Origin of the sequence: Pedobacter sp. (assembly GCF_045627485.1) — a bacterium.
Classification (GTDB): domain Bacteria; phylum Bacteroidota; class Bacteroidia; order Sphingobacteriales; family Sphingobacteriaceae; genus Pedobacter.
On sequence record NZ_JAZQNU010000175.1, the window covers coordinates 23131 to 41550 of the forward strand.

Genomic DNA, 18420 nt, shown 5'->3' on the forward strand with positions numbered 1-18420 from the left:
GTTGTAATTATTTACCTGCTCGTTTTTTCAATTCCTCAATAGGCATGGTTAACATGCGGCCAACAGGTTCTTTACCTTTATAGGTAATGACGCGTAATTGTGTGGCATCTTTTGGTGGCAACAGTTTTTCTGTGTATTTCGGATAAAAGCGGTCCGGATACGAGTTGTCAAAACTATAATAAATGTCCAGTCCCTTCACTTCAGTCGTTAAATCGATGAGGATTTGCTTATCTGCCGTTCTGGTAACATTAAAGATCGGATCGTATACACTTGGGGCATATTTGGTTTCCGACATGTCCAGGCGCTTAAAATGCTGTTCCACTTTCGGGAAAAAGGTATCCCAGTTTTTCTTTTCTTTTGGCGACCATACTGATTCTGCAATGGCCATGGCTCTTGGCCAGGTCATGTACTCAGCCTGACGGATATTATATATTTGTTCGGCCCACAGATTTGCCTGGCCACCTTTAATGTATTTAGCGTCAACTCCAGCAGGGATAGGATCGAATTCATACGATTTACTTAAACGCAAGCTGGCGTATACTCTTGGCTCAAACATCACATCGCTCTGCATGTAATCCAGGTAAGCGTAAGTGGTAGGGCTCATTACCACTTCATGTTTTTTGTGTGTGGCTTCAACGCCGTATTTCACACCTCTCCAACTCATAATGGCTGCATTAGATGGAATGCCACCGTCAAGGATCTCATCCCATCCGATAAACTTCTTGCCTTTTGCCTCTACCATTTTCAGTATTCTTTTTTCAAAATAGCCCTGAACCTGGTCCATATTCTTTAATCCTTCTCTTTTCATCAGGGCAAGAACAGCAGGAGATTTCGTCCAGAAGTTTCTCGGTGCTTCATCACCACCCATGTGAATATATTCGAACGGAAATAAGGCTGCAACCTGTGAAATGATAGTATCCAGGAATTCATATACTTTTTCATTGGCAGGGCAGAGGGTGTTATCAACCAAAGCTGTTGGCGGAGCACCGCGCGACCAGTCCATGATTTTTTCTCCTGAGCGTACCTGGTATTTTTCTGCACCTGGTGTGCACGACAGTTCAGGGTAAGCTGCAATGGCTGCTAAACTGTGACCTGGAACATCTATTTCGGGAAGGATGTTAACAAATCTTTCCTGTGCATAAGCAATGATTTCTTTTAAATCGTCTTGTGTGTAAAAGCCACCATAGGTTCTCGGTTCATCAGCTGTTGGCGGCGTAAAATCGCCAAAAGTACCCACTTTTTTTACGCTCCAGGCACCAACTTCGGTAAGTTTAGGTAAGCCTTTAATCTCGATTCGCCAGCCTTCATCGTCGGTTAAGTGCAGGTGTAATACGTTGTATTTATAACGGACCATAGCATCGATGTACTGTTTCACCTCGTCTTTTGTGAAGAAGTGACGGGCCACATCAAACATTAAACCGCGCCAGCCCACACGTGGGTAGTCTGTAATTTCTACACTGGGTGCTTTCCATTCAATGCCCTTCATCACCTCGGCCGATTCTATTTCTTTTGGAAAGAGTTGCAGGAGGGTTTGCACACCGTAAAATAACCCGGCAGCTTTATTGGCTTTAATAACTATTTGTGCCGGAGTAACTGATAACTGGTAACCTTCGTTACCTATCTGTGGGTTTACCTTGTTGTTTAAGATTAACACGATTGTTGCTTTGCTATCGGCGCTATTGTTAGTCGATACAAAGTAACCAGTAGCGGCTGAAAGTTTTTCTTGCAGGTGATCGCTCACTGCTTTCATTGCTGGGCCAGCCTGAATGGTAATATTTTCTGGCAGTATAAAGTGCCCGTTGTTTTTGATAAGAGAAACTGGTTCTGGGATAATTGCAATTTCCGGCTGATAGGCCATCATCGCTTCTGTAGTGGTATTAGTAGTAACCGTCGATATTTCCTGTGCACCGGCTTGTGTGGCCAACAATGCACAAAACATAAAGGGAAAAATTTTTCTCATGGTAAAAGGTGGTTTATTTTGTGTGCTGCAAGTTATTAATAAAAATTATAATGCGCCGAAGCTTACTTTAAGGCATCTAAAGTTTTAAAAAGTTTCTTGTTGATGCCTCCACCAGTGTAGTTATTGATGTTGATAACCACAATATATTTCCTGCCGGCAGCATTGGTATAATATCCGGCATAAGCTGATACATCTTTGATGCTTCCGCTTTTAATGGCCATACCATTGTTTATCGGGAGGGATTTATAAAAATCAGGATACCACTCCTCCTTTTGTGCGTGAAATAAAATGGTGGCCATCGCATAAGTGGTTACCCGGTTAGCCGGAGATAAGCCGCTACCATCAATCATGTTCAATGCATTTTTATCAAGGCCTTTTTTTGTCCAGAAGTTAATGAGCTCATCCACTCCATTTGCCGTAGTTGCAGGTTTTCCAGCTTTCCAGGCTAGTGTTCTGAGGAGGTTCTCTCCATAAAGATTGATACTTTTTTTGTTAAACCAATAGATGATTTCACTTAGCGAGGGAGAGGTTATCGTGTTTAATTGCTTGCTAACAAGGGGTAGGGGAAACTTATCGGCCAGGATTTGTCGGCTTGTGGTTACTTCTCCAGCAGTAATGCCAATCCTTTTAAGTGTGTCGTGTAAACGGTAGGCGGCATCGTAAGCTGGATCGGGTAGGGCGGCAGAGATGCCAGTTTTTTGAATACCCATGCCCCAGGTGCCTCTTAAGTAAGCAGTAGAAGCTAGTGGCGGTAAATAGGCATAAGCATTGTCGCCTGTTCCACTTGCGCCAGTACTGAGCTCATTTACCACCTGTAAATAAGGCATTGCAGGAACAATGCTGGTAATTACTGCCGGTTGATTTACTCTTGTACCAGCTCTTAAGTTAATATCAAATTGATTTTCCCGCCAGCTTAGTGCCGATGGCGCTGCCCCATAGTAATTGCCCATATCCTGCCACGTCCATCCGTCTGGCGTGGAGCTGCTGCCCCAGGCGCTGTCGTCACCAATAATGCGCCCTTGTATTTTACTGATGCCAGCCGCTTTAATGGCGCCCACCCATTGGTTGAGTACCATGTTTTCCTTTTGGTTCGCATACCTGAAAGAGCCAAGGGTAGGGTCGCCGCCACCAATTATAATGAGGTCACCTTGCAGTACGCCATTAATTACGTTTCCACTATAAGCCAGTGTGGTTTGATAGCGAAAATCTTTGCCAAGCAGGCTATAGGCCGTTGCTGCGGTTATTGTTTTTAAAGTAGAGGCGGTTGCAACACCCGTGTTTTCATTTTTTGCAAAAATTATCTTTCCAGTATTGGCATCTAATACACATAGTGATGTTGTGGCATATTTAGCCTGCGGATCAGCGTTTAGTACCTGAAAGGCGCGATCTAGTTTTTGTTCAACGGTTTGTCCGATACTTTGTAAAGAAACGCCGCTAAAGAATAGTGCAAGGGCCAGGTGTTTTATTTTCATGGGTGGTGCATTTTAATCAAAAAAAAATGTGATGTACAAACGGTAAAATCCGCCTGAACATCACATCCTATGGTGTATTGTTTTATTAAATTAATTCTGATCTTAACAGGTATTCTGCAATTTGCACTGCATTGGTTGCAGCACCTTTACGCAAGTTATCTGCAACGATCCACATGTTAAGGGTATTAGGTAATGACTCGTCACGTCTAATACGGCCTACAAAAACTTCATCCTTATTGTGTGCGTCAAGTGGCATTGGGTACTTAAGATTGGCAATGTCATCAACAACAACAATTCCCTCTGTTTTTTCCAATAACTCTCTTACTTCAGCTAGGTCAAATTCATTTTCAAATTCTACGTTTACTGATTCAGAGTGTCCACCCATTACAGGGATACGTACGGTAGTTGCCGTAACTTTAATGCTCTCGTCGCCCATAATTTTACGGGTTTCCAAAATCATCTTCATCTCTTCTTTGGTGTAGCCATTTTCCTGGAACACGTCAATCTGTGGAATCACGTTTAAATCGATCGGGTAGGCATAAGCCATTGGGCCGTCCACACCTTTGCGCTCATTCATCATCTGTTCAACCGCTTTTACGCCTGTACCTGTTACCGACTGGTAAGTAGACACAACCACACGTTTGATTTTGTATTTATCATGAAGTGGTTTTAAAGCCACTACCATTTGAATCGTTGAGCAGTTAGGGTTAGCAATGATTTTATCGTCTATAGACAATTCATTTGCGTTAACTTCTGGAACAATCAGCTTTTTAGCCGGATCCATACGCCATGCCGAAGAATTATCAATAACAATGGTACCTGCTTCTGCAAAACGAGGAGCATGTTCCAAAGAGGTTTGACCACCAGCAGAGAATAAAGCGATATCAGGTTTCATAGAAATCGCAGTATCCATATTTACAACAGCAAACTTCTTACCCTTAAAAGTGATTTCTTTGCCTACACTCTTTTCTGACGCAACCGGAATTAATTCGGTTAACGGGAAATTACGTTCTTCTAACACTTTTAACATCACAGTGCCTACTAAGCCAGTGGCACCTACAACTGCGACTTTCATTGAATAATTCTGTTCTAAATTTTTAAAAATTGATCTACTTATATGCTCAAATATGACGAAAAAATCTTTGTTTAACGTATTAATTCATTTTTGAGGTAATTATAGCTTGTTTTAATGCTCTCATAGGGATCGGTACCGAAATTTTCCTGTTCTAAAAAGGGATACTCCAATCCGGCAAGTTTTGCGTCGGCGAAAATCTTTTTGAAATCGATACTTCCAGAACCAACCTCTGTGTTTAGCTCTTCATTAGCTTTGTCCATATCTTTAACGTGCCACATAGGGAAACGGCCAGGGTTATCGGTAAACAATTTTATTGGATCGTTACCTGAACGCATTACCCAGTATAAATCAAGTTCAAAACTTACAAGCTCTGGATTAGTTTCTTTTAACATCACATCGTAACCAGTCGTGTCACCAAATTTTTGGAATTCGAAGTTGTGGTTATGATACGCTAATTTTAATCCGGAAGTTTTACAAATTTCACCCGCCTGGTTCAGTTTTTCTGACACAGATTTATAGCCGTCTAGGTCCTTTCTTAAGTTTTCGCCTAAGAACGGTACAGTGAGGTATTTACTACCGATTGCATTAGCGGCTTCAATATATGCTTTTAACTCATCGGTATCGCCGTCAGTAAAGTACTTGTCTAGGCCATAATGGCCACTTGGGGCTGTTAAGCCGTTCTCTGCTAGCACGCCTTTAAACTCTGCTGGCGTTAGTCCCCAGAATTTTCCTTCCACCGAGTAACCATAAGTTTCAACATCATTATAGCCTGCTTCAGCAACTTTTTTGATTACGCCTTTAACGTCCTTGGGTAAATAATCTCTTAAAGAATAGAGTTGGATACCTATTCTTTTCTCTACTGCTCCTGCCGGGCTACAAGCAAATGAGGGCACTAAAATTACCCCTGCTGCTGCGAGGCCAGTTAATTTGATAAAATTTCTTCTCGAATTCATAGCTGTTAATTTAAATATCGCAAATGGTTACTGCAGTCCTTAAGGACTGCAGTTTGTCTTTTTTGATTGGAAGAAATTCCTGAGCAACAAAACCCTTGAATCCGGTTTTCTGGATGGCACGCATGATTGCAGGATAATTTAATTCCTGGTTTTCCTCAATTTCGTTTCTGCCTGGAACTCCCGCTGTATGGTAGTGGGCAATATATTCATGACTTTTCCTGATGGTGTTAATTACATCACCTTCGTCGATCTGCATATGATAAATATCATAAAGCAGTTTGAAATTAGGAGAGCCAAGTCTTTTTGCTAGTTCCACACCCCATGCTGTTCGGTCGCATTGGTAGTCTTTGTGGTCTACTTTACTATTTAGCAGTTCCATAACCAATACCACGTTATGCTTTTCAGCTAATTTGATAATTCTTTTTAAGCCCGTAACACAGTTGTTCCATCCGGTCTCATCATCTTTACCACGGCGGTTTCCGCTAAAACAGATCAGGTTTGTGTAACCCGCTGCGGCAACTTTAGGAATCATCTCCGTGTAGTTTTTAACCAGGGTGTCATGAAACTGTGGATCATTAAAGCCATCAACCAGGTTAATCTCTGCACCATTACACATGGAAGAAGTTAGCCCGTATTTTTTTAGAATTGGCCAGTCTTTAGGACCCACAAGGTCAATGCCCTTGATGCCCATCTTACTTGCTTCCTTGCATAAAGTTTCCACATCCATGTCGCTAAAGCACCACTGGCAAACTGCATGGTTAATATTCCCTTTCAAAGGAGCGTGCGTAGTTTTTTCAGCAGAGGTGAAACTTTGTAAAGCACCAGAGGCACCTAAGGCTACTGTACCCATAACGATATTTTTTAAAGCAGTCCTTCTGCCGTTATCATTTTCCATCATTCTCAAATTAAATGGTTACCTCTTTAACTGCCGAATCTTTGTCGTTAAAGAAGACGGTAAATAATAGGAAAACTACGGCAGCAATTGCAGCTGGGATAATCCAGATTGTTTGCCAGTCAAAAGAACCATCGGCAAGTTTATAAGTATCTGTAATCATACCTGCAACCTCAAAACCGATAAGCATACCTACACCATAAGTAGCCAGTGTAATTAAGCCTTGTGCAGAACTTTTGTATTTATCGCCCGCTTTAGAGTTCGTGTAAATCTGTCCAGATACAAAGAAGAAATCATAACAAACACCATGAAGTGCAATTCCAATGATAAGCATAAAGCTTAAGTCAGACGCGTTTCCGTAGGCAAATAATGCATAACGCACTGCCCAGGCAAGCATACCAACCAGGATTGTTTTCTTAAAACCGAATCTCGAAAAGAATAAAGGAAGTAATAATAAAAATAGTGCTTCTGAAACTTGTCCGATTGCCATTTTACCAGTTGGATTGTCCATACCAGCACTGGTGAGGAATGGATGCGCATTTTGGTAATAAAAAGCTAAAGGAATACAAATTAAAATAGACGCAATAAAGAAGATGGCGAAGTTTTTATCCTTCAGCAATTTCAATGCATCAAGTCCTAAAAGTTCAGTTATTTTAACTTTCTCTCCTGTAGGAACTTTAGGCGGCGTTTTTGGTAGCGTAAAACTAAATAACCCCAGTATTAATGAACCGATTCCAGCCATTAAGAAAGTGTTTTTTAACAGCCCCGATGCAGTACCTTCTGATGTGTCCCAGTGAAATACGAAACTAATCAATAAACCTGCAACGATCCAGCCAATTGTTCCCCAAACCCTAATGTTAGAGAACTCCTTTTCAGGATCTTTCATTTGGTTAAAGGATACGGAGTTTACTAATGCCAGGGTAGGCATAAACAGGATCATATACGATAATACGTAAGGGTAAAATAGAGAAACATCAGTGGCAGTGTACATTTGGTACATTAACACCGCCCCGATGAGGTGAAGCACCCCCAGGATCTTTTCTGCATTAAAAAATCGATCGGCAATCAACCCAATGATAAAAGGGGCAATAATAGCACCCCATGACTGCGTAGAGAAAACAGCAGCTGTTTCTCCTCCGGTAGCCTTCAGATTGTTGCCAAGAAATGTTCCCAGGGTTACAAACCAGGATCCCCAGATGAAAAATTCCAGGAACATCATCCCTGATAGCTTAATGCGGTTGTTTAAATTCATGTTTGGTTAGATTTTTTTATATGCGGTTATAACTCTTTGATGGATATATTTCGGTACCAAACTTCATCACCATGATCTTGTAAGGCAATTTTACCTGACTTAAAAGTTCCATAGTTTTCCCATTTTGCAAACTTGCTACCTGCAATCAGGTTCTTCCAGTTCTCATCCCATAGGGTAGTGGATACGATTTTGACACCATTCAGCATGAACTCCAATTGTCCATTATTGCTGATGATATCAACTTTATTCCATTCACCAACAGGTTTTACCGGTTCGCTGCTGCTTTTAATCAAATCGTATAAATCACCTGAACGGTGTTTGGTAATCTGACCATCCTTGTGGCCTTCATTATCCAATACCTGCATTTCCAGACCAGTACTGTAAGGCTGATTGTACTTTTTAGGGTCTTCGTGTACAAATAAAATAATTCCACTATTGGCTTTAGGCGCAACTTTCCATTCTAATTTCAAATGGAAGTTGCTGTACTCTTTATCGGTAACCAGGTCACCATCGTCATTTTGTTTTGCTTTGGGATCTAAACGTAAGGCGCCGTCTTCCACTTTCCAGCCTGCACCAACTGTGGTTTTCCCATAGCTGTGCCAGCCTGTGGTTGTTTTTCCATCAAAAAGCTTAGTCCAGCCCTTATCACTTTGTTGTGCCCTGGTCGAACAGCCACTGAATACTGTCAATATAATTGCAGAAAATATGTAATTCTTCATCTATCTTTTGGTTATGCCCCTAAAGTCCATCCTTTACGGTACTCGCGTTTTACAAATTGGTTAACATCATCAAAATTGGTGACTTTCATGTTGTCGTTATCCCACAACAATTTAATGTTTCTGCCTGGATAGGTAATTTTACCCGATTGATCCTTGCGTTGAACATCTACACCTCTAATGGCAAGGTTGGCCATCAATAGTGCTTCAGTAAGCGGTCCGGCAATTTCAAATGGTGAGCTTAGGGGTTTTTTGCCATAGCCGGCAATACTTGCTTCTACCCATTGTGCATAATGGCCATCGGCGCCACCTTTAACCCTGGCTAATTTTTCAGGAACTTTGATGTCGTTGTTACGGCTCAAAGGAAGTAAACGTGGATTAGCACTGTAGGTGCTTGCCATCATTTTTCCTTTTGTTCCAATAAACAAGGTACCATTTCCACCATCACCAAAAACTTCATTTGCTTCCAGTTCTGCTGGTCTTTCTGGCTGTATACCTCCGTCCATCCAATGTACCACAACATCGCCCTTGGTTTTATCTGTTTTTGGGAATTTTAAGGTAACGTGACTTGAAGGTGGGCAGCTGTCTGGGAAATATCCGCGTTTAAATTCATCTACATACACAGAACCTACACTCGCCTCAACTTCACTTGCATACTTAAGGTTTAACACGCTAAATGGGGCTTCTAACAAATGGCATCCCATGTCGCCTAATGCGCCGGTTCCATAATCCCACCAGCCGCGCCAGTTAAAAGGAACTAATTTGTCAACAAAATCTTTATAAGGAGCGGTACCCAACCATAAATCCCAATCTAATTCTTTTGGTATTTCAGCTTTGTTGGCAGACCATGGAATTCCCTGAGGCCACACTGGTCTGTCGGTCCACGCATATATAGTATGTACATCACCAATTAAACCTGCATCATACCATTCTTTCATTTGGCGTGGTCCATCGTTTGATGCACCCTGGTTTCCCATTTGGGTAACCACTTTGTATTTTTGAGCGGCAGCAGTCAAAGCCCTTGCCTCATAGATATCATGGGTAAGCGGTTTTTGAACATATACGTGTTTACCCAATTGCATAGCAGCAAGGGTGGTAATAGCATGATTATGATCAGGTGTAGAAACCGAAACAGCGTCAAAGTTTTTACTTTCTTTGTCGAACATTTCACGCCAGTCTTTGTAAAACTTAGCCTTAGGGAATGCTTTTACAGAGTTTGCAGCCCTGCGGGTGTCTACATCACATAGGAATCCGATATCTGCCTTTCCACTTTTATAGAAACTTGCAATATCTGACTGGCCTTTTCCACCAACCCCTACGCCGGCTACGATCAGACGGTCGCTAGGTGCTAAAAATCCTTTTCCGCCCAGAACATGACGGGGTACGATCATAAATGCTGCCGAAGCAATTGCCGCAGACTTAATAAAAGATCTTCTACTTGCTGCGTTTTTATCTATAACTGGTTTTTCCATAATTTATATTTTGGTTTTATGTGTGGTTAATCAATATCTATTCTTTAAGAGATAGGATGTATCTCGCCATTTCCTTGGCATCATCTGGCGCGATGGTAGGGTGTGGCGTCATTGGAACTTCTCCCCAAACACCTTGACCACCACTAATAATCTTATCAGCCAGGTAATCAACATTTTTGTCGTTCAATTCGTATTTCTTTGCTACCTCTACATAGGCCGGGCCTACAACTTTCTGCGTTTTGTTATGGCAACCGATGCAGTCTGATGTTGCAATTAATTTTTCACCAGGCAACATGGGTGTGTCTGAAGCACCAGGTGCTGTTGTTTCTGTTGCTGCACTGCTGTCTTCGTTTGTTTTTGAAGAATCCCCTCCACACGAAGCCATCGCTAATGTTAAGCAGCTTAATATTAATAATGTCTTTTTCATTTTTATGTTATTAGTAGTTGAGCGGTATAGAAAGGCAACAATAACTAACTGTTGCCCTTTCTTTACCAAATTATTTTGTAATGCCTAAAATGATATTGTTAAAATCATCATTACCACCAGAAGCGGCAAAATCGTCAAATGCACGGCTTGTTACCGGAATGATATGTTTTTTTATAAATTCAGCACCTTCTCTTGCTCCCGTATTTGAATCTTTGATGCAGCATTCCCATTCCATTACAGCCCATCCTTTATAGTCGTATTGTGCTAATTTGCTGAAGATCGTTTTAAAGTCAACCTGGCCATCGCCTGGAGAACGGTAGCGACCCGCACGGTCGGCCCAGTTTTGATAGCCACCGAAAGTGCCTTGTCGTCCTGTAGGATTAAATTCTGCATCTTTTACGTGGAATGCTTTAATCCGTTCATGGTAAAAATCAATATATTGGATATAGTCTAATTGTTGCAACACAAAATGCGACGGATCATATAATAAACAAGCACGAGGGTGGTTGTTTACTTTTTCCAAAAACATCTCATACGTTTGGCCATCAAAAAGGTCTTCTCCAGGGTGGATCTCATAACATACATCAACACCATTGGCATCAAATTCATTTAAGATTGGTAACCAGCGTTTTGCAAGTTCGGTAAAACCTGCTTCAACCAATCCTGCCGGGCGTTGAGGCCACGGATGGAACATGTGCCATAGCAATGAACCACTAAAGGTTGCATGTGCATTCAGACCAAGATTTTTGGAAGCCTGAGCTGCATACTTCATTTGTTGAATGGCCCATTCTGTTCTTGCTTTAGGATTGTTACGGTAAGCTTCTGGTGCAAATGCATCAAAAGCAAGGTCGTATGCCGGGTTAACAGCAATTAGTTGTCCTTGTAAGTGTGTAGAAAGCTCGGTAATCTCCAAGCCAAAAGAAGCTACTTTTCCTTTCAGTTCGTCGGCATAAGTAACACTCTCCGCTGCTTGTTTAAGGTCTATGAAGCGGCTGTCTGTAGTAGGCATCTGTATGCCTTTAAACCCCAGGTCTGCTGCCCATTGGCAAATTCCTTCCAACGTGTTGAAAGGGGCTTCGTCATTAATAAATTGCGCTAAAAAAACTGCTGGTCCTTTAATTGTCGTCATTTGTTAAATTTTAAAGTCAAACCACTTCTGATCCGATTGTCCAGAAGCCACTACATTTTCAATAAAAGCCATTCCTCTAACTCCGTCACTGGCATCAGGGAAATCCAACATTTCTTCTGTAGGAGTTTCACCGTTTAGACGCGCATTTAACGTTAGCGCAAAGTTCCTGTAAATATTAGCGAAAGCTTCCAGGTATCCTTCAGGGTGACCGGCAGGCGTTCTGCTGTTATGCGATGCAAAAGATGATAAATAGCCGTTTCCTGTACGGTAGATTTGTGAAGGCGCATTATGCCATTTCACAATTAAGGTATTAGGTTCTTCCTGGTGCCATTCAAGGCCACCAGTTTCGCCATATACCCTAATGGATAACGCGTTTTCTTCTCCGGCAGCAATTTGTGAAGCCATTAATATACCGTTAGCACCGTTGTTGAACTTTAGTAATACATTTCCATCATCATCTAACTGGCGGCCATCAACCACCCGGTTCAGGTCTGCACACATTTTTGTAATCTCCAGTGAAGAAATATACTCAGCCAGCTGTGCAGCATGCGTACCGATATCACCCATACAACCACTAATACCACTTTTATTAGGGTCTGTTCTCCAAGCGGCCTGTTGGTTACCTTCATGTTCAGAAGGCTGACATAGCCAACCTTGAGGATATTCTACACAAACTTTTCTAATCTTGCCGAATTTGCCTTCTTTAACCATCTGACGGGCTTGTTTTACCATAGGGTAACCCGAATACGTATGCGTTAAACAAACTATTAATCCGGTTTCTTTGGCCTTGGTTTCCAGTTTTTTAGCTTCTTCAAGCGTTAAAGTAATAGGCTTGTCGATCACCACATGAAATCCATTTTCCAATGCCATCATGGCGGGTTCAAAATGTGCAAAGTTTGGTGTAACAATACTCACGAAATGCATGCGCTTTTCGGCTGGTAAGTTACGCTCGGCTTCAATCATTTCTTTATAACTTCCATAGTTCCTGTCTTCTGGTAAAAACAGGTCGCGACCAGATAATTTTGCGGTCTCCGGATTAGAACTCAATGCGCCACAGCTTAGCTCAATGAGTCCATCAATATTTGCTGCTATGCGATGAACGGCGCCGATGAAAGCATTTCTTCCGCCACCGATCATCCCCATCCTCAATTTTTCTGCCATTAAATATTTTGTTTTTTTAACTCATTTACTGCGAAATCACATGCTCTGGCCGTTAATGCCATATAGGTTAATGAAGGATTCTGACAAGCTGCAGAAGGCATACATGAGCCATCGGTAACAAATACGTTTTTCACTTCATGCATTTGGTTCCATTTATTCAATACAGAGTTTTTCGGGTCATTACCCATTCTGGCAGTACCCATTTCGTGGATAGCCATACCTGGAGATGATCCGTTATCGTAGGTATATACATCTTTAATGCCCGCTGCTTCCAACATTTCGGCAGCATCGTTCATCATGTCTACACGCATTTTTCGCTCGTTATCTTTAAATTCACAGTCAATGGCTAGAACAGGCTGGCCCCACTTATCTTTTTTAGATTTATCAATGTATACGCGGTTTTCGTAGTAAGGTAGTGATTCCCCAAAGCCACCTAATCCCATATTCCATGCTCCAGGAACGGTCATTTGATCTTTGAAGTCACCTCCAAAAGCCATTTCGGCAACATCAGCATGCCAGTTTCCTCTGCTGGCACCACCTTGGTAACCAAATCCCCTTACGTAATCGCGTTTATCGTTACCAACGTTTCTATACCTTGGTACATATATTCCATTGGCTCTTTTACCATAAACATATTTGTCATCAAAACCTTCGGCTCTGCCTGAAGCACCGCAACGGAAATGGTGATCCATTAAGTTGTGGCCTAACTGTCCGCTACCATTCCCTAAGCCATCAGGGAATACGTCAGAAGTTGAGTTTAATAATAAGAAGGTTGAACCTAAAGTAGAACCGTTTACGAAAACGATTTTAGCGTAGAATTCCATGTTCTCGTTAGTCTCTGAATCGATAACCAATACACCGGTTGCTTTCTGAGTTTCCTTATCATATAAGATCTGGTTAACCAAAGAGAAAGGGCGTACTGTTAAATTTCCAGTAGCCATTGCCGCCGGAAGGGTAGAAGATTGCGTACTAAAGTAAGCACCAAAAGGACAGCCTCTGCTACACAAGTTACGATATTGGCATTTTCCACGGCCACCATGAGGAACTGTTAAGTTGGCGGTACGTCCCATAGTCAAAATACGCGACCTGTTCCATTTTTCTTCTACACGTTTTTTAACTGATTTTTCAACACAGTTCATCTCCATTGGAGGAAGAAAATGACCATCTGGAAAGTGTGGATAGTTTTCTACTGATCCGCTGATCCCAGCAAACTTTTCAACATAATCGTACCAAGGTTCAATATCTTTATAACGGATTGGCCAGTCATTACCATGGCCATCCTTTAAATTTTCTTCAAAGTTCAAATCACTTAAACGGTAGCTTTGACGGCCCCACATCAATGATTTACCACCTACATGAAATCCACGGTACCAGTCGAATCGTTTAACTTCAGTATATGGGCATTCCAAGTCATCTACCCAAAAACTCTCATTATATTCCTGGTATGGGTAATCTCTTTTTTGTACCGGGTGCGTTCTTTTTTGTTCTTCTGTTAAACGACCCCGGTGTTCAAATTCCCATGGCTTTTTCATGGCCGTGGTATAGTCTTTTATATGCTCAATGTTTCTGCCTCTTTCCAGCATTAAAACTTTAAGACCTTTTTCAGTTAATTCTTTTGCAGCCCAACCACCACTGATACCCGATCCGATTACGATGGCGTCATATGTATTTTGAGCTGTTGCTTTAGTATTTAAGTTAATCATGATTCTTTTTTAGTTTATTATGCCCAAACTTTTTGACCTGGCTTCAAATCTACACAGCCGTCATAACGACCCGGTATCTCCACATATGCATAGGCTTTTGTCTGGCCAATTTCAGAGGTGAAATAACCCAATAATGTTAAGTCACGCATGATAGCAAAGAAATAAGGTTTGCTTGGTTCCGCTTCTTTAGCGTTCATCGGTCTTCCGGCTTCCTCTTTTTCAGATTTCTTTTCCAGTTTGTTTTCTGCCGCTATACGCTTTGCTTCATTTTCTTCTTTTTCTTTTTTCTGCGCAGCAACGGTTTCATCTCTTATTTTTCCGAGCAGTTGTTCACGTTCTTTTACGCTCATTTCTAAAAACGATTTACTGAATTCTTTTTTAGAACGATCTTCCACATCATCAAGGCCTTTTATAAATGCTTTTTGTGCATCCTCAGGATAACAATCTTTCACCATCATCGGAATCCATGGCCCTACACCCGCAGCTTTTGCGCCTGGTGTGGAAGTTGTTGGAACGATAATATCTGCGATTTCGGTGATTAGTTGCTCGTGTTGAGGAGAAAATAAGTTCTTATTGTCTTTGTTGCCAGAAGGACTACATCCTTCCAGAAACACGCCAATTGTTGTGGCAGAAAGTGCTCCTCCCAGTAAAAAAGCAACACTTTTGACTGCGTCTCTTCTGTCCATATAAGTTTAATTTTTGGGTTTTATATTGGGTGTTAATACTGTTTTAATTTTCTAAAATAATAAAAAGGCTTTGCAAAGTGTAATACTCACACAAAATGATTTCAATTTATATTGATTTTGTTACTTAAATAAATATCCCTCATTTTTTTACCTTTGGCAAAATCTATTTGAATGACGGAAAGAATTGTAGTATTAGGGTCTAACGGCCAAATTGGTACTGAACTAGTTACCGCTTTAAGAAAAACTTACGGTGAAAATTGTGTAGTCGCTTGTGATATCAGAAGACCAGATTATGATATTAAAAATGCAGGACCATTTGAATTTGTTAATGTACTCGAAAAAGACACACTTAATAACATTTTCAAAAAATATAAGCCAACACAAGTTTATCTTCTTGCCGCTTTATTGTCGGCAACTGGCGAACAAAACCCCAAATTAGCATGGGATTTAAATATGAACGGGCTGTTAAATATTCTGGACCTGGCGTTAGTCTATAAAACGGCTAAAGTTTATTGGCCTAGTTCAATTGCGGTGTTTGGGCCTAGCTCCCCAAAACAACAAACTCCTCAATTTTGTGTAATGGATCCAAACACAATTTATGGGATTAGTAAATTGGCTGGCGAACGCTGGTGCGAATATTATTTTCAGAAATACGGATTGGATGTTCGCAGTATCCGTTATCCAGGTCTCATTAGTTGGAAAGCAGCACCAGGTGGTGGCACAACAGATTATGCCATACATATTTTTCATGATGCGCTGAAGAAACAAAGTTATTCGTCATTCTTAAATGCGGAAACTGAATTGCCGATGATGTATATGGACGATGCTATACGTGGAACAATTGAATTGATGGATGCTGAATCAAGTAAATTAAACATTCGTTCCAGTTATAATTTCGCGGGCATGAGCTTTACACCTGAAGTGCTTGCTGAGGAAATCAGGAAACATATTCCAGAATTTAAATTAACTTACACAGAGAATGATCCGCGTCAAAATATCGCTAACGGCTGGCCGCAATCTATTGATGACAGTTACGCTGTAAAAGATTGGAACTGGAAACCAGCTTTCGATCTGGCTACAATGACATCAGACATGCTTGAAAATTTAAAAAATACCAAGTAATAAAAACTTTATACCACAATGGGAAGAGCATTTGAGTTTAGAAAAGAAAGAAAGTTTAAACGTTGGGCTAAAATGGCCGTTCAGTTTACCCGTATAGGTAAAGAAATTGTAATGGCTGTGAAGGACGGAGGCCCTCATCCGGAAACAAATTCACGTCTTCGCACGGCTATTCAAAATGGTAAGGCTGTTAACATGCCGAAAGACCGTATTGATGCGGCCATTAAAAGAGCAGCTAATAAAGACGAGAACGGTTACGAAGAGTTTGTTTACGAAGGTTATGCACAACATGGCGTTGCCGTTTTAATCGAAACAGCTACTGATAATACCAACAGAACGGTGGCTAACGTACGTAGTTATTTTAATAAAACCGGTGGTACTTTAGGAAAAACAGGTTCCCTGGATTTCATCTTTAACCGGAAATCGGTTTTCAGATTTTTACCTGGAGAACGCGACCTGGAAGAACTGGAGCTTGATCTGATCGACGCCGGCCTGGAAGAATTGTACCTGGAAGCAGACGAAGAGGGAAATGATATCGCAGTGGTACAAACGGCATTCGAAGACTTCGGGAAAATGCAAAAGGCCCTTGAAGATCTGGGTGTAGAAATGAAAAGTGCAAAATTAGAACGTATCGCTTTATCTACTAAATCAGTAACAGAAGAGGAGGCAGCAGATGTCTTTAAACTAATTGATAAATTAGAGGAAGATGATGATGTACAGGCAGTATATCATAACATGGAAGACTAATTTCCTTACTTACTGTGAGAAAATAACCAAGGTAATAACTGTGGTTCAGCGAAGGCTGAATCCCAGCTATTATGGTTGTCATCGGCATATAATGTGAATTTTACTTCTTTGCCAATAATCTTTAAATGGTCCGCAATCTCCTTAGATAGTTCCGGACTCACAACATCATCCTTCCCACCGTGAAAAATCCAGAGGGGAACATGTCTGTATTTTTTCACATTGGCCAGGTTGTCGCCGCCACAGATGGCAAAAGCCGCTGCAAATGTTTTAGGCTTACGTCGAAGCAACTCATAAGTGCCCATCGCACCCATCGATAATCCACCTACATATACCTGTTTGCGGTCAACATAGGATTTCTTTAAAAATTCATTTGTCATCCTGGTAAGCGCATGCATGGTTGCTGTAGGTTTACCGCCTTTTTTGAACTCAAAGGCGTTTTTACCTGTTTTACCTGGGATACGTTTCGATGCAGTCCAGCGGTCATCCTCCGGACATTGCGGAAAGACAATAATAGCCGGGAAATTCTTACGTACAGCAGAATCCAAAAAAAGCTTCCCACCATGCGTAAGTTGTTTCTCATTTTCTGATCCGCGCTCCCCACTACCATGTAAAAAGATCAACAAAGGATATTTTTGATTCGCATCAAAGTTTTCTGGCAGCAGCACACGGTATTGGATACTGTCTTTACCTTTAACATAACTCTCCTTATTGTATAGGTTTAGATCCTGAGCATGCACCCGTATGGCAGTGAACAGTATCGTCAGCATAATGAGTTGCAAATGTTTCATTCCTTGTTACTTAATGGTGGTGTTGGAAAGGAAAGCTAAATAATATTTATGACATTTTGTTAAGTAAAATAAAATCACAAAAAAATATGTTGTGTTAAACTATTTCTTGCTTGTTTATTTCAAAAGATGAGGTGTGATTTCCTTTATCCAAATGTCGTAACCAGCCTGCTTCATATGCAGTTGGTCCTTCAGAAACAGTTCTGGCCTGGGTTGTCCATTCTTTAACATCTTGCTGTTTACGTCAACAAATTTTGTATTGGAATAGGAAGAAAGATAATCTTTAATCAAGGCGTTAGCGTGTAGTATCGTTTCTGCATTCTGCATACGCGAAGGACTCATCTTCATAGATATATAAAGCACCGCAGTTTTAGGGTGTTTTATTCTGATGCGGGTAAAAAATGCTGCAAACCTGTTCAGTGTTTCCAGGGCGCTGGTCTGATCAATGGCGATGTCGTTTTCACCACTGTAAATGACCACCTGACGGGGCTCATAGGGGTAAACCACGTCGGCAATATAATCATTAGCCTGGGCCAGGGTAGAGCCACCAAAGCCCCGGTTTATTGCACCATAAGTCTTGTAAACATTTTCCAGGTCGGTCCATTTCGTAAATGAAGAACTACCTACAAACACAATCCCATTTTTTGCAGGTTTATGCAGGCTGTCCATTTTTTTGAAACGCTGGATGTTGTCCCAAAACGCAGGTTTGTTTTGGGCATCACTTTGTTGTGTATTGAAGGCGATTAAAATGAATAAGAGGTAAAAGATTTTTTTCATGGTGGTGTTATAGGGTTTATCAATGCAGGTAAAGATAAAATTTGCTGCCAGCTGTTTGGGAAATAATTGAATATTTTTGAAGAGTGAGCGTACT

17 protein-coding genes are annotated in these 18420 nt (G+C 41.2%); 2 read left to right on the top strand and 15 right to left on the bottom strand.

Annotated features, from left to right (window positions below; all coding sequences use genetic code 11):
- Nucleotides 1-7: 7 nt before the first annotated feature.
- The 13 genes from ACR2F3_RS13430 to ACR2F3_RS13490 all read right to left on the bottom strand — a co-directional run bounded on the left by ACR2F3_RS13430 (nucleotide 8) and on the right by ACR2F3_RS13490 (nucleotide 14898).
- Entirely contained in the window at nucleotides 8-1960 is a 1953-nt protein-coding gene (locus ACR2F3_RS13430) for a beta-N-acetylhexosaminidase (RefSeq protein ID WP_432710485.1), read from the bottom strand.
- A gap of 62 nt (nucleotides 1961-2022) precedes the next feature.
- Nucleotides 2023-3432, bottom strand: coding sequence for a D-alanyl-D-alanine carboxypeptidase/D-alanyl-D-alanine endopeptidase (gene dacB, locus ACR2F3_RS13435; RefSeq protein WP_432710486.1), 1410 nt, complete (start codon nucleotides 3430-3432; stop codon nucleotides 2023-2025).
- A gap of 85 nt (nucleotides 3433-3517) precedes the next feature.
- Nucleotides 3518-4507 carry an aspartate-semialdehyde dehydrogenase gene (locus ACR2F3_RS13440; protein ID WP_432710487.1) on the bottom strand — a complete coding sequence of 330 codons (990 nt, stop codon included), beginning with the start codon at nucleotides 4505-4507 and terminating at the stop codon, nucleotides 3518-3520.
- 71 nt (nucleotides 4508-4578) lie between these two features.
- On the bottom strand, nucleotides 4579-5460 hold the full coding sequence (locus tag ACR2F3_RS13445) for a sugar phosphate isomerase/epimerase family protein (protein ID WP_432710488.1): 882 nt from the start codon (nucleotides 5458-5460) through the stop codon (nucleotides 4579-4581).
- Nucleotides 5461-5470: 10 nt separating this feature from the next.
- Entirely contained in the window at nucleotides 5471-6358 is an 888-nt protein-coding gene (locus ACR2F3_RS13450; RefSeq protein ID WP_432710489.1) for a hydroxypyruvate isomerase family protein, read from the bottom strand.
- A 7-nt stretch (nucleotides 6359-6365) separates the two neighbouring features.
- Complete coding sequence (locus ACR2F3_RS13455) at nucleotides 6366-7604, bottom strand: MFS transporter (RefSeq protein ID WP_432710490.1); 1239 nt, start codon at nucleotides 7602-7604, stop codon at nucleotides 6366-6368.
- A 26-nt stretch (nucleotides 7605-7630) separates the two neighbouring features.
- The gene (locus ACR2F3_RS13460; protein ID WP_432710491.1) at nucleotides 7631-8323 is read right to left on the bottom strand and encodes a 3-keto-disaccharide hydrolase; all 693 of its coding nucleotides are present in this window, start codon (nucleotides 8321-8323) and stop codon (nucleotides 7631-7633) included.
- Nucleotides 8324-8334: 11 nt separating this feature from the next.
- Entirely contained in the window at nucleotides 8335-9792 is a 1458-nt protein-coding gene (locus ACR2F3_RS13465) for a Gfo/Idh/MocA family protein (protein WP_432710492.1), read from the bottom strand.
- 37 nt (nucleotides 9793-9829) lie between these two features.
- A complete protein-coding gene (locus ACR2F3_RS13470; protein WP_432710493.1) occupies nucleotides 9830-10219 on the bottom strand; it encodes a c-type cytochrome in 390 nt (129 codons plus the stop codon).
- A gap of 70 nt (nucleotides 10220-10289) precedes the next feature.
- Nucleotides 10290-11348: a sugar phosphate isomerase/epimerase family protein gene (locus ACR2F3_RS13475; RefSeq protein WP_432710494.1), complete on the bottom strand. Its 1059-nt coding sequence runs from the start codon at nucleotides 11346-11348 to the stop codon at nucleotides 10290-10292.
- A 3-nt stretch (nucleotides 11349-11351) separates the two neighbouring features.
- Nucleotides 11352-12509 (bottom strand): Gfo/Idh/MocA family protein, encoded by a 1158-nt coding sequence (locus tag ACR2F3_RS13480; RefSeq protein ID WP_432710495.1) that lies wholly within the window; start codon nucleotides 12507-12509, stop codon nucleotides 11352-11354.
- The gene (locus tag ACR2F3_RS13485; protein ID WP_432710496.1) at nucleotides 12509-14212 is read right to left on the bottom strand and encodes a GMC oxidoreductase; all 1704 of its coding nucleotides are present in this window, start codon (nucleotides 14210-14212) and stop codon (nucleotides 12509-12511) included. The genes ACR2F3_RS13480 and ACR2F3_RS13485 overlap by 1 nt, the downstream gene beginning before the upstream one ends.
- A gap of 17 nt (nucleotides 14213-14229) precedes the next feature.
- Nucleotides 14230-14898 carry a gluconate 2-dehydrogenase subunit 3 family protein gene (locus ACR2F3_RS13490; RefSeq protein ID WP_432710497.1) on the bottom strand — a complete coding sequence of 223 codons (669 nt, stop codon included), beginning with the start codon at nucleotides 14896-14898 and terminating at the stop codon, nucleotides 14230-14232.
- Between the two features lie 171 nt (nucleotides 14899-15069).
- On the opposite strand from ACR2F3_RS13490, the gene ACR2F3_RS13495 reads away from it, so the two are divergent.
- On the top strand, nucleotides 15070-16020 hold the full coding sequence (locus tag ACR2F3_RS13495) for an NAD-dependent epimerase/dehydratase family protein (protein ID WP_432710498.1): 951 nt from the start codon (nucleotides 15070-15072) through the stop codon (nucleotides 16018-16020).
- Between the two features lie 18 nt (nucleotides 16021-16038).
- A complete protein-coding gene (locus ACR2F3_RS13500) occupies nucleotides 16039-16764 on the top strand; it encodes a YebC/PmpR family DNA-binding transcriptional regulator (protein WP_432710499.1) in 726 nt (241 codons plus the stop codon).
- A 5-nt stretch (nucleotides 16765-16769) separates the two neighbouring features.
- Here ACR2F3_RS13500 and ACR2F3_RS13505 read toward each other — a convergent pair whose 3' ends face one another.
- Both ACR2F3_RS13505 and ACR2F3_RS13510 read right to left on the bottom strand, forming a co-directional pair.
- Nucleotides 16770-17552, bottom strand: coding sequence for an alpha/beta hydrolase-fold protein (locus tag ACR2F3_RS13505; protein WP_432710500.1), 783 nt, complete (start codon nucleotides 17550-17552; stop codon nucleotides 16770-16772).
- A 114-nt stretch (nucleotides 17553-17666) separates the two neighbouring features.
- Nucleotides 17667-18420: GDSL-type esterase/lipase family protein (locus tag ACR2F3_RS13510; RefSeq protein ID WP_432710501.1), on the bottom strand; the 754-nt coding region annotated here is incomplete at its 5' end.

Coding starts and splice junctions, on each gene's coding strand:
- ACR2F3_RS13480 (WP_432710495.1), bottom strand. CDS start 12,509: ATGGCAGAAAAATTGAGGATGGGGATGATCGGTGGCGGAAGAAATGCT.
- ACR2F3_RS13470 (WP_432710493.1), bottom strand. CDS start 10,219: ATGAAAAAGACATTATTAATATTAAGCTGCTTAACATTAGCGATGGCT.
- ACR2F3_RS13465 (WP_432710492.1), bottom strand. CDS start 9,792: ATGGAAAAACCAGTTATAGATAAAAACGCAGCAAGTAGAAGATCTTTT.
- ACR2F3_RS13490 (WP_432710497.1), bottom strand. CDS start 14,898: ATGGACAGAAGAGACGCAGTCAAAAGTGTTGCTTTTTTACTGGGAGGA.
- ACR2F3_RS13500 (WP_432710499.1), top strand. CDS start 16,039: ATGGGAAGAGCATTTGAGTTTAGAAAAGAAAGAAAGTTTAAACGTTGG.
- ACR2F3_RS13440 (WP_432710487.1), bottom strand. CDS start 4,507: ATGAAAGTCGCAGTTGTAGGTGCCACTGGCTTAGTAGGCACTGTGATG.
- ACR2F3_RS13475 (WP_432710494.1), bottom strand. CDS start 11,348: ATGACGACAATTAAAGGACCAGCAGTTTTTTTAGCGCAATTTATTAAT.
- ACR2F3_RS13450 (WP_432710489.1), bottom strand. CDS start 6,358: ATGATGGAAAATGATAACGGCAGAAGGACTGCTTTAAAAAATATCGTT.
- ACR2F3_RS13485 (WP_432710496.1), bottom strand. CDS start 14,212: ATGATTAACTTAAATACTAAAGCAACAGCTCAAAATACATATGACGCC.
- ACR2F3_RS13495 (WP_432710498.1), top strand. CDS start 15,070: ATGACGGAAAGAATTGTAGTATTAGGGTCTAACGGCCAAATTGGTACT.
- ACR2F3_RS13430 (WP_432710485.1), bottom strand. CDS start 1,960: ATGAGAAAAATTTTTCCCTTTATGTTTTGTGCATTGTTGGCCACACAA.
- dacB (WP_432710486.1), bottom strand. CDS start 3,432: ATGAAAATAAAACACCTGGCCCTTGCACTATTCTTTAGCGGCGTTTCT.
- ACR2F3_RS13505 (WP_432710500.1), bottom strand. CDS start 17,552: ATGAAACATTTGCAACTCATTATGCTGACGATACTGTTCACTGCCATA.
- ACR2F3_RS13455 (WP_432710490.1), bottom strand. CDS start 7,604: ATGAATTTAAACAACCGCATTAAGCTATCAGGGATGATGTTCCTGGAA.
- ACR2F3_RS13445 (WP_432710488.1), bottom strand. CDS start 5,460: ATGAATTCGAGAAGAAATTTTATCAAATTAACTGGCCTCGCAGCAGCA.
- ACR2F3_RS13460 (WP_432710491.1), bottom strand. CDS start 8,323: ATGAAGAATTACATATTTTCTGCAATTATATTGACAGTATTCAGTGGC.